This window comes from Streptomyces sp. NPDC002309 (assembly GCF_053593375.1).
Window position 1 is genome coordinate 71,702 of record NZ_JBSFCI010000032.1, and the last position, 14,522, is coordinate 86,223.

Annotated in this window: 11 protein-coding genes; 5 read left to right on the top strand and 6 right to left on the bottom strand. The window is 71.8% G+C overall.

Annotated features, from left to right (window positions below; translation table 11 throughout):
• Positions 1–29: 29 nt before the first annotated feature.
• A complete protein-coding gene (locus ACWCPM_RS25205) occupies positions 30–533 on the top strand; it encodes a DUF6328 family protein (RefSeq protein ID WP_450978524.1) in 504 nt (167 codons plus the stop codon).
• Between the two features lie 4 nt (positions 534–537).
• On the opposite strand, the gene ACWCPM_RS25210 is transcribed toward ACWCPM_RS25205, so the two are convergent.
• The 3 genes from ACWCPM_RS25210 to ACWCPM_RS25220 form a co-directional block, all read right to left on the bottom strand.
• On the bottom strand, positions 538–1,203 hold the full coding sequence (locus ACWCPM_RS25210) for a DUF2238 domain-containing protein (protein ID WP_450978525.1): 666 nt from the start codon (positions 1,201–1,203) through the stop codon (positions 538–540).
• A gap of 168 nt (positions 1,204–1,371) precedes the next feature.
• On the bottom strand, positions 1,372–2,988 hold the full coding sequence (locus ACWCPM_RS25215) for a serine/threonine protein kinase (protein WP_450978526.1): 1,617 nt from the start codon (positions 2,986–2,988) through the stop codon (positions 1,372–1,374).
• 211 nt (positions 2,989–3,199) lie between these two features.
• Positions 3,200–3,877: an AIM24 family protein gene (locus ACWCPM_RS25220; protein ID WP_450978527.1), complete on the bottom strand. Its 678-nt coding sequence runs from the start codon at positions 3,875–3,877 to the stop codon at positions 3,200–3,202.
• Positions 3,878–4,126: 249 nt separating this feature from the next.
• Between ACWCPM_RS25220 and ACWCPM_RS25225 the strand changes: the two genes are divergently transcribed.
• From ACWCPM_RS25225 to ACWCPM_RS25240, 4 genes are read left to right on the top strand one after another with little or no spacing between them, the layout of a single operon-like run.
• Entirely contained in the window at positions 4,127–5,302 is a 1,176-nt protein-coding gene (locus ACWCPM_RS25225; protein WP_450978528.1) for an ROK family protein, read from the top strand.
• Positions 5,303–5,346: 44 nt separating this feature from the next.
• The gene (locus tag ACWCPM_RS25230; protein WP_450978529.1) at positions 5,347–7,185 is read left to right on the top strand and encodes an alpha-galactosidase D; all 1,839 of its coding nucleotides are present in this window, start codon (positions 5,347–5,349) and stop codon (positions 7,183–7,185) included.
• Between the two features lie 59 nt (positions 7,186–7,244).
• A complete protein-coding gene (locus ACWCPM_RS25235; RefSeq protein ID WP_450978530.1) occupies positions 7,245–9,629 on the top strand; it encodes a glycosyl hydrolase family 95 catalytic domain-containing protein in 2,385 nt (794 codons plus the stop codon).
• Between the two features lie 44 nt (positions 9,630–9,673).
• Positions 9,674–10,861, top strand: a complete 1,188-nt coding sequence (locus ACWCPM_RS25240; RefSeq protein WP_450978552.1) for an SGNH/GDSL hydrolase family protein — start codon at positions 9,674–9,676, stop codon at positions 10,859–10,861.
• A 17-nt stretch (positions 10,862–10,878) separates the two neighbouring features.
• Here the strand turns inward: ACWCPM_RS25240 and ACWCPM_RS25245 are convergent, their stop codons facing one another.
• From ACWCPM_RS25245 to ACWCPM_RS25255, 3 genes are read right to left on the bottom strand one after another with little or no spacing between them, the layout of a single operon-like run.
• Positions 10,879–11,235 carry a UBP-type zinc finger domain-containing protein gene (locus ACWCPM_RS25245; RefSeq protein ID WP_450978531.1) on the bottom strand — a complete coding sequence of 119 codons (357 nt, stop codon included), beginning with the start codon at positions 11,233–11,235 and terminating at the stop codon, positions 10,879–10,881.
• The gene (locus ACWCPM_RS25250) at positions 11,232–12,692 is read right to left on the bottom strand and encodes an ATP-binding protein (protein ID WP_450978532.1); all 1,461 of its coding nucleotides are present in this window, start codon (positions 12,690–12,692) and stop codon (positions 11,232–11,234) included. The genes ACWCPM_RS25245 and ACWCPM_RS25250 overlap by 4 nt, the downstream gene beginning before the upstream one ends.
• Positions 12,689–14,365: an FAD-dependent oxidoreductase gene (locus ACWCPM_RS25255; RefSeq protein WP_450978533.1), complete on the bottom strand. Its 1,677-nt coding sequence runs from the start codon at positions 14,363–14,365 to the stop codon at positions 12,689–12,691. The genes ACWCPM_RS25250 and ACWCPM_RS25255 overlap by 4 nt, the downstream gene beginning before the upstream one ends.
• Positions 14,366–14,522 lie beyond the last annotated feature (157 nt).

Consider the following 14,522-nt stretch of genomic DNA (forward strand, 5'->3'; position numbering starts at 1 on the left):
CTGCGGACCCTTGCCACCGGGAGGAACCCGTGACCACCGCGAAAGGCAGCGCGCACCGGGACGCGGGGCGCGACGAGACCGAGGAAGAGCGGGCCGACCGCCGATGGGCGGACCTCATCCAGGAGGTCCGCGTCGCGCAGACGGGCGTGCAGATCCTGTTCGGTTTCCTGCTGACCGTGGTCTTCGCCCCGACCTTCGCCGACCTGTCGGACACCGACCGGCGGATCTACATCGTGACCGTGGTCGCCGGCGCCGCGGCGACCGGCGCGCTGATTGGCCCGGTCTCGCTGCACCGCCTGGTGTCCGGCCGCCGGGTGAAGCCGCAGGCGGTCACCTGGGCCTCCCGGCTGACGGTCGTCGGCCTGGTCCTGCTGCTCGTCACCATGGTCTGCGCGCTGCTGCTGATACTGCGCGTCGCGACCCACGACCCTTACGTGCCGTGGATCGTGATCGGCATCGTCGTCTGGTACGTGCTGTGCTGGTTCGCCCTGCCGATGTGGACCCGGTACCGGTACTCGGGCGACGGCGGCTGACAGGTCACCGACGGGTCGGTGCGCTCAGCTGCCGGTCGTGGAGGCGGCTCAGCAGGAGCAGCGAGACGGTGGCGCCGACCAGGGCGCAGAACATGTCCCACTGCGTGTCCCAGACATCGCCCTGTGTCGCCAGGAACGCGTCCGCCGCCTCGCCGCCGATCACGGCCGCCGCCCACTCCAGCATCTCGAAGACCGCGCTGAAGGCGAGACAGGCGCACACGGCGAGCGGCGCCAGCCAACGGCTGTCGCGCAACGGTGAGGTGCGCACCAGCAACTCACGCACCAGGACGGCCGGCACGAAGCCCTGCATGAGGTGACCGAAGCGGTCGTAGGGGTTGCGGTCCAGGTCGAAGGTGTCGCGCACCCAGTCGCCGAGGGGGACCTGCGCGTACGTGTAGTGGCCGCCGAGTACCAGGACCAGCGCGTGCGCGGCGAGCAGGCAGCACAGCAGGTCCGTCATCGGGAACCGGCGCCAGGTCAGGAACAGCAGCGGCAGTCCGACGATCACCCACACCGTCTCCAGGAACCAGGTCGCCCGGTCGTGCGGCTCCCACGCGGACACCGCCAGCGCGACGACGACCAGCCCGGCGAGCAGGGGCGGCAGGAGCCGGCGGGAGCGGGTGGCGTACGGCGGGGAGATCGGGCTGGGGCCGGGACTGACAGCGGACATCGGCGCACTCCTCTTCGTGGGAGCCCCATCGTGTCGGCGCCGATCGGCGCGGGCATGAGTACGGCTACTCAACTGCCGCCGTGCGCACGCTCAGCCGTCGTCAACCACCTCGCCCGGGAAGCCGCCCGTCTCGGCCTGTCCCCACCCGGCGTGCGGGGCATGACGCGCTCACGCCTCGGCCGGACGGAAGGTGCTCAGGAACGTCTCCAGGGCCTGGCGGTTGCCCGGGACGTCCCACACCTCGGCCGGGGTCGTCCAGCGCAGCGAGTAGCCGCGCCCGTCGCCGATCAGGAAGCCGCGGCCCAGCGTCCGCACCCGGTTGCCCTCGACGTCGGCCAGCCACTCCATGTCGGCGGCCGCCCGGCCCCGGTAGGTCGTCGCACGGATGTCCCCGATCCGCCGGTAGCTCTCGGCGGTCTGTTTCAGTCCCGGTTCGACGTCGTCGCGCCAGACCGCGACCGGGTCCGGGCCGACGCGCTCGGTGTACGTCACCGCCAGTGTGCGCGCGTCGCCGGGGGAGCCGAGCACCACGCGGTAGGCGAGGTCGGACGCCCGGGTCGTGCTCAGCGGCTTCCAGCCCTCGGGGACGGCGATGGAGAAGCCCTCGGGGGAGTTGTAGGTGCGGAAGCCAGGCGGCAGCGTGGGAGCCGAGGGCGACGGGGAGACCCCGGCGGGCGGCTCGGCCGGGGTGCTCGGGGCCGGCCGGGTCGGTGTCGGCACGGGCGTGGACGGCGGGTTCGGGTCCGGCGCGCCGGCGGAGACCGGCGGTCGCGGCTCACCGGCGGTCGCGGACGTGTCCGTGCCCGGCAGGTCACGTGTCACCGCGAGGACCGCGATCGCGACCGTGACGACGGCCAGCGCCGTCCCGCCGATCATCGTCCGTCTGCTCCAGCCCGGGTCGGTGACGTGCAGGGCGGTGGCGTACGCGCGGCGCAGCCGGGGGACCGGCGCGGCGGGCGGGGCGGCGTCGGCGTCCTCGCTGACCACCCGGGTGAGCACCTCGCGCACCACGGGCCGGGTGAGGCGTTCCCGGCCGTCCTTGCGCAGCAGGCCCTGAACGACCTGCGAGAGCGGTCCCGCGCGCAGCGGTGTGCGCAACGGAAGGCGGTCCACGCTCTTCAGCGTCGACTCCGGCCGGTCCCGCTCCCGGAACGGCGGGCGTCCCTCGACCATGGTGTAGAGGATCGCGCCCAGCGCCCACAGATCGGCGGCGGGCCCGATGCGCTCGTCGCGGGCCTGCTCGGGCGAGGCGTACGACAGAGCCGTGAGCCGGGGGGCCAGCGTCGCCCCCGCCAGCCCGAAGCCCGCCACGACGGCCGGGCCGTCCTCCCGCACGAGGATCTGGCCGGGGCTCAGCTCGCCGTGTGTGATGCCCTCACCGTGCGCGGCCTCGAGCACGTCGAGCAGCTCCAGCCCGACGCGGGCCGCGCGCACATAGTTGAACGACGCCTGCCCGGCGAGGAGTTCCCCGAGCGCAGTGCCGCCGAGCCACTCCGTCACCGTCCACAGCGCGCCGTCCTCCGTGAACGCGTCGACCACGGTCGCGACCCGGCCGGGGCGCAGCCGGCCCATCGTCTCCGATGTGCGCATGATGCGGCCCACGGTCCTGCGCGCGGCGTCCCCGTCGAGGCCGTGCGGCAGTCCGACCTGCGCCAGCAGGCAGGGGCGCCCGGACTCGACGTCCTCCCCGTACCAGCTGACGCGGTTCGACTCGTGATGGACAGTCTCCAGAAGCCGGTACCTCCCGGCGACCAACTGCTGTGCGGAGACGTACGCCTTGCTCATGGCCATCCCTCTGAACGCGCTGGCTCTCACCTTTCCCAGAGGTACGCGGGATGCCGCGGAGTGTGTTCAACGCCACGGGACCGTATTCGAGCCAGATCACATCTTTGACGTTCCGTCAGTGAGCTTTCGTGCCCTTCGCCCCTTTTCGTCGTGGCTTTCTCCGCCTCCCGCACGCAGGCTCACCGGGGCTCTCGTCCGGGCCCCGGTCGCCTCAGTGCTGCTGGGGATTGTGGGGCGACGCCTCGCTGGGCCGCACGACGACATACCCCTCGCCCCGCAGCATCAGCTGGACGGCCTCGCCCGAACCGCCGCGCAGCATCGAGCCGATGGACTGCGAGCGGTGCAGAGACGTCTGCAGGCCGGCGGTCCAGCCGACCACCGCGTCCGTGTCGACGTACACCGGGTGCTGCCCCGAGACGGGGATCACCAGGGGGCTTCCGTCACACACCAGGCCGAGTCGGCCCTGGCCGCTGAAGACGCTGTTGAACAGGCCGCCGCCCGCGATGCCCGCGCCCTTCACCGTGGCGATCCGGTAGGCCAGGGTGGAGTCGAAGCAGAGGACGTTGCGGCCGTTGACGGTGAACTCGTCGCCCGGTTCGACGTCGACGACGAAGCAGTTCCGCGCCTCGTTCGCGAACCATGCCTCGCCCTGGCCGCGCACCGCCATGAGAGGCAGTCCCTCACCCGTGACCGCGCGCTTGAGCATCCCTCCCATGCCCTGGCTCTTGCGCTCGAAGGCGAGGTTGCCGCGGTAGGCGATCATCGCGCCCTGCCGGGCCAGCATCTCGCCGTCGACGGCGTATCTGATGCACTTGGCGTTCTCGACGGTCATGCCCGGCGCCTGGGCGGGCTGGACCATGTGCTCGCTGGAAAAGAGGTCACCCTTCATGCGGGCATCCTGACCGGACCACGCCGTTCTGCCAACAGCGGCCGTCGGTTCCCGGAGCCGTCGTCGTCGCCGTCGCGGGGAACGGGTTCGGTCGGCAAGGGGGTTGCCGATGGCGAAGAGCCCTTCGATCAGCGCACAACCGCCCATATGTATCTTGCAATTGAAAGTGTGGTGACGGCCTGCCTCAATCTCCTGTTGATTCCTGCTTCTTTCATTGACAGCGGAAAATAAGGCGCCTAGGTTCCCGCCATGCCCTCGACCTCCCCTGTCGAGGTGTTCCCGGTCCCGACGCCGGCCGCCTCGCAGATCTTCACCACCGTCCTGTCCCACGGTCCCCTCACCCGCTCGGAGATGGCCGGGCGGACCGGGCTGTCCGCCGCCGCGGTGACCAAGGCGGTCCGGCCCCTCATCGAGGCCGGCTATCTGGTGGAGGACGCGGACGACGAGGCGCGCCGCGCGCTCGGCAGGCCGGCGAACCCGGTGCGGGTGGACGGCGGACGCGCGCTGTTCATCGGGGTCAAGGTGACGGGGGACGAGCTCATCGGCGTCCTCACCGACCTGTGCTGCCGTATCCGCGTCGCCCGCCGCCTGCCGCTGCCCGACCGTCGCCCCGAGCCGGTTCTCGCGCAGATCACCGAACTGGTCCGCGAGTTGCTCACCGAGGCCGACGGCTTCGGCGTCCTGGTGCGGGGCATCGGACTCGCGGTCTCCGGTGACGTCGACCGCGCGGCGGGAGCCGTGCGCTACTCGCCCTTCCTGGAGTGGCACGACGTGCCGCTCGCCGAACTCGCCGCCAAGACCACCGGGTTGCCGGTCACCGTCGACAACGATGTCCGCGCCCTGACCGTCGCCGAGCAGTGGTTCGGCGCCGGGGTGGGCCTGTCCGACTTCGCCGTGGTGACCGTCGGCGCCGGCATCGGCTGCGGCCTCGTCGTGCACGGGCGGGTCGTCGCCGGGGCGCACGGGGTGGCCGGCGAGATCGGGCACGTGGTGATCGACCCGGCGGGCCCGCTGTGCCACTGCGGCAACAGGGGCTGCGTCGAGGCCGTCGCCGGGGAGGAGGCGATCGTCGCCGGCGTCAGGGAGGCGACGGGCGTGAGGGTCGCCGACGCCGCCGAGGCCCTGGCCCTCGCCCACCGGGGCGACGCCGGGGCACGCGCGGTGTACGCCCGCGCCGGTGAGGCCATCGGGCGCGGCATCGCCACCGTGGCCAACCTCTTCGGACCCGAGCTGGTGACCATCTCCGGCGAGGGGCTGGCCGCCTACGACCTGTTCGCCGAGCAGATCCGCGACACGTTCGCGGCCGCCGCCTTCGGCTCGGCCGCCCGCTGCACCGTACGGACCCGCCCGCTGCCCTTCGAGGAATGGGCGCGCGGCGCCGCCGCGACGGCGATCCAGAGCTTCATCACCACGGACCAGAACTGACCACGACCCAACCGCAGTTGTACCGAGCCCAGGAGACACGACCCATGCGGTCACCCTCGCATTCCGTCCTGCCCGCACGCGGCCTGAGGGCCGTCGTCGTCCTCGCCCTGACGGCGGGGCTGGCCACCGCGGTGCCGGTGGCCCAGGCCCAGACACCCGCCGGTACCACCGCCCCGGACCGGGCCGCGGCAGCCACCACCGCCCCGGCTCTCGCCGCCAAGCCCTACATGGGCTGGTCGAGTTGGAGCATGCAGTCGTCGAAGTACCCGGGCCTCAACCCCGACGGCGACTACAGCTATCTCACCGAGGCGAACGTCCTGAAGCAGACGGACGCCATGGCCTCGAAGCTGAAGCGGTACGGCTACGAGTACGTCAACATCGACGCCGGCTGGTGGCGTGACAAGGCGTGGAAGCCCTGGTTCGACGAGAACGGCCGGCAGAAGGCCGACCCGGACCGCTTCCCCCGGGGCATGAAGGCCGTCGCCGACCACATCCACGCCAAGGGGCTCAAGGCGGGGATCTACCTCCCCGTCGGCCTGGAGAAGGAGGCGTACGGCGAGGGCGAGGTGCCGATCTGGAACGCCGAGGGCTGCACCACCGCCGACATCGTCCACGACGACCTGCGCACCACCAACGGCTGGGACAGCGCCTACAAGATCGACTTCTCCGACCCCTGCGCGCAGAAGTACATCGACTCCCAGGCACAGCTCTTCGCCGACTGGGGCTACGACTTCCTCAAGCTCGACGGCGTCGGCCCCGGCTCCTTCAAGAGCGGTGAGAACTACGACAACGTGGCCGACGTGGCCGCCTGGAAGAAGGCCATCGCCACCGCCGGCCGGCCGATCCACCTCGAACTGTCCTGGTCGCTGGACATCGGGCACGTCGGGGACTGGAAGAAGTACTCCAACGGCTGGCGTATCGACACCGATGTCGAGTGCTACTGCAACACCCTCGCCACCTGGGAGAACAGCGTCGTCGACCGCTGGTACGACGCCCCCGCGTGGTCCCGGCACGCGGGCCCGGGCGGCTGGAACGACCTCGACGCGCTGGTCGTCGGCAACGGCGAGATGGGCGGCCTGACGAAGGCCGAGCGGCAGAGCCAGGCCACCCTGTGGGCCATCGCCAAGTCCCCGTTGTTCAGCGGCGACGACCTGACCCGGCTCGACTCCTACGGTCTCTCCCTGCTGACCAACCGCGAGGTCATCGCCGTCAACCAGGCCGCCGCGCCGGCCGCGAGGCTCCTCACGCCGTCCGACCCGCAGCAGGTGTGGGCCGCGAAGAACCCCGACGGCACCTACACCGTCGCCCTGTTCAACCTCGGTGACGCGCCGGCCGCCGTCACCGCCGACTGGGGCATGCTCGGCTTCACCGGCAAGGCCGATGTGCGCGACCTGTGGAACCGCGAGAACCTCGGCTCCCACCGGGGCGGCATCACCCAGGCCCTGCCCGCCCACGGCTCGCGCCTGTTCACCGTCACCCCGCGCGGCACCGCCGTCGCCACGACCGGCTACGAGGCCGAGTCCCCGGCCAACACCCTGGGCGGCAACGCCTCCGTGGCCGACTGCTCCGCCTGCTCCGGCGAGCGCAAGGTCGGCAACCTCTACCTCGGCGGCAAGCTCACCGTCAACGACGTGGTCGTCGCCAAGGCCGGCACCTACCAGGTCAGGATCGCCTACATCAGCGGTGACCCGCGCACCCTCGACGTCTCGGCCAACGGAGCCGGAGCCGTGCGCCACACCTTCGCCTCCACCGGTGGCTGGGGGATCGCCGACACCGTCAGCGTGCCCGTGAAGCTGAAGGCGGGCGCCAACACCATCACACTCGACAGCGGTTCCGGCTACGCGCCGGACATCGACCGGATCGACGTACCGAAGTCGCTCTGAAACCCGAGGGACCCGGCACCTGCCGGGTCCCTCTCCCTTTCGTCCCCGGAGCCGCCCGTATGCCCGAAGCCAGCAGAAGAACCCTGCTCTCCGCCGCCACGACGGCCGGCCTCGCCACCGCCCTCGCCGGCCTGCCCGTCTTCACCGCGTCCGCCGCGCCCCGGCGCCCCGCCGCCGACGCCCCGCTCCCCGCCGCCGACGCCCCGCTCCCCACCGGCACCGCACGCGAGACCCTGTGGTGGCGGGCCCCGGGCGACGCCCACTCGATGATCGAGCAGGGCCTCCCCGTCGGCAACGGCCGCATCGGCGCCCTCGCGAGCAACGACCCCGGCCGCGAACTGCTGCTCCTGACCGACGCCACGATGTGGACCGGCGGCCTCAACGACACCCTCGACGGCGACGGCCAGTTCCCCTACGGCCGCGCGGACTTCGGCTCCTTCACGCTGCTGGCCCGGCTCACCGTCGACATCCCCGACCACGACCTGTCGGCCGTCACCGACTACCGCCGCACCCTCGACCTGGCCCAGGGCGTCGTGGCCTGCTCGTACGTCCGCTCCAAGGTGACCTACCGACGGCAGGTCTTCGCGAGCCGGCCCGACGACGTGATCGTCCTGCACTTCACCCAGAGCGGCGGCGGCCGCTACACCGGCACCGTCAGGCTCGACGGCACCCACGGCGAGAAGCCGGGCGCGGAGTCCTTCGGGGCGGCCCTGCCGAACGGGCTGCGCTACGGCGCCGCCGTCACCGCCCGGGGCAGCGGCGGCCGCGTCACCGTGAGCGGCGACCGGATCGACTTCGCCGGGTGCAGGGAACTCACGGTGGTGGTCGGCGCGGGAACCAACTATGCGCCCACCGCCGCCACCGGCTACCGCGATCCGTCCCTCGACCCCGAGCGGCTGGCCCGCACGAAGGCGCGCGACGCCGCCGCCCACCCGGCCGGCACGCTCCTGCGCACCCATGTCGCCGACTACCGCGAGCTGTACGGCCGCATGGACCTCTCCCTCGGCGAGTCGACCGCCGAGCAGCGCGCGCTGGACACCTGGGAGCGGCTGAAGGCGCGCACCCGCGACGAGGTGCCCGACCCGGAACTCGAGGCGGCCTACCTCCAGTACGGCCGCTACCTGATGATCTCAGGCTCCCGCGACAGCCTGCCCCTGAACCTCCAGGGCCTGTGGCTCGACGGCAACGACCCGGACTGGATGGGCGATTACCACACCGACGTCAACATCCAGATGAACTACTGGATGGCCGACCGCACCGGTCTGTCCCCGTGCTTCGACGCGCTCGCCGACTACTGCCTCGCCCAGCTCCCCTCCTGGACGGAGCTCACGCACCAGCTCTTCAACGACCCGCGCAACCGCTACCGCAACTCCACCGGGAAGATCGCCGGCTGGACCGTGGCCATCTCCACCAACCCGCACGGCGGCAACGGCTGGTGGTGGCACCCCGCGGGCAACGCCTGGCTGTGCAACAGCCTGTTCGAGCACTACGAGTACACCCAGTCCCGCGACTACCTGGCCAGGATCTACCCGCTGCTCAAGGGCGCCTGCGAGTTCTGGGCGGCCCGGCTGCTGACCACCACCCTCCCCGGCACCACCCGTGAGGTGCTGATCGCGGACAGCGACTGGTCGCCCGAGCACGGACCGCTCGACGCCAAGGGCATCACCTACGCCCAGGAGCTGGTCTGGGCGCTCTTCGGGAACTACTGCGCCGCGTCCGCCCGGCTGGACAAGGACTCCGGCTACGCCGAGACCGTCGCGGGCCTGCGCAGGAAGCTGTACCTGCCCGAGGTCAGCCCGAAGACCGGCTGGCTGCAGGAGTGGATGTCCCCGGACAACCTGGGCGAGACGACCCACCGGCACCTGTCCGGACTGGTCGGGCTGTTCCCGGGCGACCGCATCCGCCCCGACGGCTCCACCCCGAAGGACGTCGTCGACGGCGCCACCGCGCAGCTCACCGCGCGCGGTATGAACAGCTTCGGCTGGGCCAACGCCTGGCGCGCGCTGTGCTGGGCCCGTTTGAAGAACGCCGATAAGGCCTACCAGCTCATTGTGAACAATCTGCGTCCGTCCACCGGCGGTACCAACGGCACCGCCTTCAACCTGTTCGACATCTACGAGGTCGAGCAGGGCAGGGGCATCTTCCAGATCGACGCGAACTTCGGCACCCCGGCCGCCCTGAGCGAGATGCTGCTCTACTCCCGCCCCGGCCACCTGGAGGTCCTCCCGGCCCTGCCCGCCGCCTGGGCCGCGTCCGGCCACGTCAAGGGCGTCGCCGCGCGCGGCGGCTTCGTCGTGGACCTCCACTGGCGCGACGGGAAGCCGACGTCGGTCCGGCTGCGCAGCGTCGGCGGCCGGGCCACGGCCGTGGCGTTCGGGGGCACCTCCCGGACGGTCACGCTGAAGCCGGGCGAGTCCGTCACGCTGAAGGACCTCGGCGGGTGAGCCGCCGTACCGCACGGCTGGGGCGCGTGATCGGCGTCCTGCTGATGGCGTCGGTGCCGCAGGTCCCTCTGACGGCACAGGCGGCGCCGGCCAGGCACGACGTCGTCACGTGGGGCGCGAGCGCCGACCGCGTGGGCGAGGCAGTCGCCGACCGCAGCCACCGGCTGGTGGTGCGCACCAGCGTCGGGGGAGACAACCTGCGGATCAGACTCTCCAACGCCTTCGGCGACCGGCCGGTGACCTTCGACAGCGTGCACGCCGGCGTCCAGCGGGTGGGTGCCGCGCTGGTCCCCGGCAGCAACCGCCCGCTCACCTTCGGCGGCGCGCGGTCCGTCACCGTCCCCGCGGGCGCCACGGTCCTGAGCGACCCGCTGCCCGGCAGGGCCGCCGCCGGCCTGAACCTCGTGATCAGCCTGCACAGTCCCGACGCGGCGGGTCCCGCGACCGGCCACGGCATGGCCATGCAGACGTCGTACACGGCTGAGGGCGACCACGCGGCCGAGGAGAGCGCCGGCGCCTTCACCGGCACCGTCGGCTCCTGGTTCTATCTCGACGCCGTCACCGTGCGCACGTCCGCCGCGACAGGCGCCGTGGCGGCCCTCGGTGACTCCATCACCGACGGCTGGGAGTCCAGCACCGACCTGAACCGCCGCTGGCCCGACTACCTCGCCCGCAGGCTCGCGGCGGCCCCCGGGGCGACGGTGCGGGGCGTGGCCAACGAGGGCATCTCGGGCAACAAGGTGCTGGCCGACGGGGCCGGGCAGAGCGCCCTGAACCGGCTGGAGCGGGACGTGCTGTCCCATCCGGGTGTCCGTACCGTCCTCGTGTTCGAGGGCGTCAACGACATCAAGGCCCACACCGGCGTCACGGCCGGGGACCTCATCACCGGCTACCGGGAGATCGCCGAGCGGGCGCACGCGGCGGGCAAGTGCGTCGTCGGCGCCACCGTGGGCCCCTTCAAGGGCTGGTCGGAGTGGGATCCCGAGGCCGAGGCCGTACGGCAGGAGGTCAACGCCTTCATCAGGGACAGCGGCACGTTCGACGCCGTCACCGACTTCGACCGCATCCTGCGCAACCCCTACGATCCCGAGCGGATCATGCCGTTCTTCGACAACGGCGACCATCTGCACCCCAACGACAAGGGAATGCAGGCGCTCGCCGACGCCGTGGACCTCAAGAGCCTCGAATGCGCCGCGGGGCCAGGCAAGGGGGCCTCGACGACCGAGAGGTGACGACCGGGGCCGGGCCCCTACTGCCGCAACGCGCCTGCCCAGTCCGCGGGCACCCGCCCGGCGGGGCCCGGCGTCGGCTGGTCGGCGGGATGGCTCACCGGAGGCGCCAGCTCGGGCCCGGCGTCGTACGCCTCCTCCGTCGCGAAGTTCCAGAACCACGCCTCGCCCGGTTCGAAGCTGCGCATCACCGGGTGCCCCGTCGCCTCGTAGTGGGCGGTGGCGTGCTGGGCGGGAGAGGAGTCGCAGCAGCCGATGTGCCCGCACTGCGCGCAGCGCCGCAGATGGAACCACCACCCCCCGACCTCGTCGCACTCCCCGCACCCCGTTCCGCTGGGCGGGACACTCGGGTCGATGCCGCTGATGTCACTGGTCATGCCGACTCCTCGGGGGCCGTCTCGTCCTCTGTGGCGGTGAGCGGAAGCAGCACCTGGAACCGGGTGTCGCCCGGTACGGACTCCACCCGGAGCGTGCCGTGGTGCTTGTTGACCACGATCCTCCAGGAGATGTCCAGGCCGAGCCCGGTGCCCTCGCCGACGGGCTTGGTGGTGAAGAAGGGGTCGAAGATACGGTCCCGGATCTCCGGCGGCACCCCTGGACCGGTGTCCCGGAACTCCACCAGCAGACGGTCGTGGTCGCGCGCCGTCCGCACCGTCAACGCCCCTTCGCCACCCTCCCCGTTGATCGCGGCGACCGCGTTGTCGATCAGGTTGGTCCACACCTGGTTGAGCTCGGCCGGATAGGCGGGGACCGTCGGGAGCGCACGGTCGTAGTCCTTGACGACCTTGATCTGCGGGCCGATCTTGCCCGACAGCATCAGCAGTGTGCTGTCGAGCAGTTCGTGCACGTCGGCCATCCGGTAGGGGGCGCGGTCGAGCTGCGAGTACTGCTTCGCCGCCTCCACCAGATGCGAGATCCGGGTCGTGGAGTCCAGGATCTCGTCCATCAGCAGCTCGGTCTCGACGGTGTAGTTGAGCCATCCGATCGCCCCCGGCAGGACCTCCTCGTCGACGGCCGCCGCGATCCCGTCCAGCCAGTCCAGGTCCAGGCCGGCCTGGACGAAGGTGGGCGCGATCCGCCAGCCGTCGGTGATGCCGTGGTCGTCGAGCCAGTCGGTGACGGCGTCCTCACGGTCCGCGGTCTCCAGCGGGCTCAGCGCGGGCGCCTTGGCGACGCGTTCCGCCGTGCGGTCCTGGATCTCGATGAGGTTGGCCAGCGCCTCGCGCGGATACGGTCCCGCCGAGATGACACTGAGCTTGTGGCGCATCTTCGCCACCCGCTCGCGCAGCGAGGACGTCGCCCGTACGGCGGCCGCCGCCGGGTTGTTCAGCTCGTGCGTGAGTCCGGCCGACAACGAGCCGAGCGCCAGCAGCCGTTCGCGCTGCCCGATCATCCGCTGGGTGGTCTTCGAGCCGAAGAACAGGCCCTCCAGCAGATGGACCGCCATCGGGAACCACTCCCGCATGATGCTCGCGAAGGTGTCCGCGGGCACCATGAAGAACCGTGTCGGCTCCGTCACCCGCATCGAGTTGTTGTAGACCTGCCGCACCCGGTCACCCAGGTACGCCTGCATGGCACCGGCGTACACCCCGCTCTGCGAGGTCCGGGTGACCTCGACGTCGTCCGCGCCGACCCTGCGGTACAGCACCACCGTGCCCTCGATCATCACGTAGAAGCAGGTGGCCGGATCACCCTCGGCGTACACGGGACCGGCTTCGAACAGCTCCACGCGCCCCTCGGAGCACAGCCGTCCGAGCTGCTCGGGCGAGAGCTTCTCGAACAGGAACAGGGCGCCGATCTCCCGCGGGTCGCACGGCAGCCGCCGACCGCTCATGACTGCTCCAGATAACGGTGGACGAGCATGACGGCCATGGCTCCCTCCCCGACGGCGGACGCGACCCGCTTGGCGGACTCGGCGCGCGCGTCGCCCGCCACGAACACACCCGGGACGTTGGTCTCCAGGTGGTACGGCGGCCGGTCCAGCTCCCAGTCCGACGGCGGCCGGCCGTCCGGCGTGAGGTCGGGCCCGGCCAGGATGAACCCGCGCTCGTCGCGCAGCACCGTGGTGCCCAGCCAGTCGGTCAGCGGCGCCGCGCCGATGAAGACGAACAGCCACTGCGCGTCGACGAGTTCGGTGTGCCCGGTCGCCGTGTCGCGCAGCGTCAGCTGCTCCAGGTGCCCGGAGCCGTGCGCGGACTCCACGACCGTGCCGCAGCGCACCGCGATGTTCGGCTCCCGCTCGATCTGCTGGATCAGGTAGTACGACATCGAGGCCGCCAGCGACTGCCCGCGCACCAGCAGGGTCACCGACTTGGCGCCCCGGGCCAGGTACATCGCCGCCTGCCCCGCCGAGTTGGCGCCGCCCACGATGTAGACGTCCTGGCCCTGGCACGAGGACGCCTCGGTCAGCGACGAGCCGTAGTACACCCCGCAGCCGTTCAGCTCCTCACAGCCCTCGGCGGTCAGCTGCCGGTACTGCACACCGGTCGCCAGGATCACGCTGTGCGCGGCGATCTGCGAGCCGTCCGAGAACCGTACGGTCCGGGCCGGCCCGTTGACCTCCAGCGCCGTCACCTCCCGCGCGGTGAGGATCTCCGCGCCGAACCTCGACGCCTGGCGCCGGGCCCGGTCGGTGAGCTGCGCGCCGGACACGCCGTCCGGAAAGCCCAGGTAGTTCTCGATGCGTGAGCTCTGCCCGGCCTGCCCGCCGGTCGCGGAGCGCTCCACCAGCACCGTCCGCAGCCCCTCCGACGCCCCGTACACCGCCGCGCCGAGACCGGCCGGGCCGCCGCCGATGACGACCAGGTCGTAGAAGTCGGCGTTCGGGGTCGTGGCCAGCCCCACGTGAGCGGCGAGTTCGGTGGTGTCCGGCTCGACCAGGGGCGTGCCGTCGGGCGTGACCACCAGCGGCAGTCGCTGCCGGTCCGCGCCGGCGGCGTCCAGCAGCCGCCGGCCCTCGGGCTCCTCGGCCGAGTACCAGCGGTACGGCACCTGGTTGCGGGCCAGGAACTCGCGTACGTCCGTGGAACGCGCCGACCAGCGGTGGCCGACGACCTTGGTGCTGGGCACGGGCCGGTAGTCGCTGCGCCGCCAGGCGTCCAGCAGGTCGTCGAGGACGGGGTAGAGCTTCTCCTCGGGCGGGTCCCACGGCTTGAGGAGGTAGTGGTCGAGGTCGACGACGTTGATCGCGTCGATTGCCGCGTCGGTGTCGGCGTACGCGGTCAGCAGGACCCGGCGCGCGCCCGGGTACACGTCCAGGGCCTGCTCGAGGAACTCGATGCCGTTCATCTGCGGCATGCGGTAGTCGGCCAGGACGACCGCCACCAGATCGCCGCGCAGCTTCAGCTCGCGCAGCGCCTGCAGCGCGGACTCGCCCGACTCCGCGCGCACGATCCGGTACGACGCGCCGTAGCGCCGCCTGAGGTCCCGTGCCACGGCGCGGGAGACCCCCGGATCGTCGTCCACGGTCAGGATGACGGTCCGCGCTGCGTCGGCGGTCTGTGCCATGCCTCACCCACCCCGAAGCGGTCGGTGCCGGGACGCGGCGCTTCCCTCGTCACCGCACCCGGCTCCGGCCATCGTATGTTCGATCGCGCCGCTCCGCTCAGGCATGCCGCCCTGCCGGACCGATGCCCGGCGGCCCCGCGCGGCTCACCGGGAAGCC

What these genes read in the sequence shown, in the direction of transcription:
- ACWCPM_RS25210 (WP_450978525.1), bottom strand. Translation starts at nt 1,203, where the DNA reads ATGTCCGCTGTCAGTCCCGGCCCCAGCCCGATCTCCCCGCCGTACGCC.
- ACWCPM_RS25215 (WP_450978526.1), bottom strand. Translation starts at nt 2,988, where the DNA reads ATGAGCAAGGCGTACGTCTCCGCACAGCAGTTGGTCGCCGGGAGGTAC.
- ACWCPM_RS25220 (WP_450978527.1), bottom strand. Translation starts at nt 3,877, where the DNA reads ATGAAGGGTGACCTCTTTTCCAGCGAGCACATGGTCCAGCCCGCCCAG.
- ACWCPM_RS25225 (WP_450978528.1), top strand. Translation starts at nt 4,127, where the DNA reads ATGCCCTCGACCTCCCCTGTCGAGGTGTTCCCGGTCCCGACGCCGGCC.
- ACWCPM_RS25230 (WP_450978529.1), top strand. Translation starts at nt 5,347, where the DNA reads ATGCGGTCACCCTCGCATTCCGTCCTGCCCGCACGCGGCCTGAGGGCC.
- ACWCPM_RS25235 (WP_450978530.1), top strand. Translation starts at nt 7,245, where the DNA reads ATGCCCGAAGCCAGCAGAAGAACCCTGCTCTCCGCCGCCACGACGGCC.
- ACWCPM_RS25240 (WP_450978552.1), top strand. Translation starts at nt 9,674, where the DNA reads ATGGCGTCGGTGCCGCAGGTCCCTCTGACGGCACAGGCGGCGCCGGCC.
- ACWCPM_RS25245 (WP_450978531.1), bottom strand. Translation starts at nt 11,235, where the DNA reads ATGACCAGTGACATCAGCGGCATCGACCCGAGTGTCCCGCCCAGCGGA.
- ACWCPM_RS25250 (WP_450978532.1), bottom strand. Translation starts at nt 12,692, where the DNA reads ATGAGCGGTCGGCGGCTGCCGTGCGACCCGCGGGAGATCGGCGCCCTG.
- ACWCPM_RS25255 (WP_450978533.1), bottom strand. Translation starts at nt 14,365, where the DNA reads ATGGCACAGACCGCCGACGCAGCGCGGACCGTCATCCTGACCGTGGAC.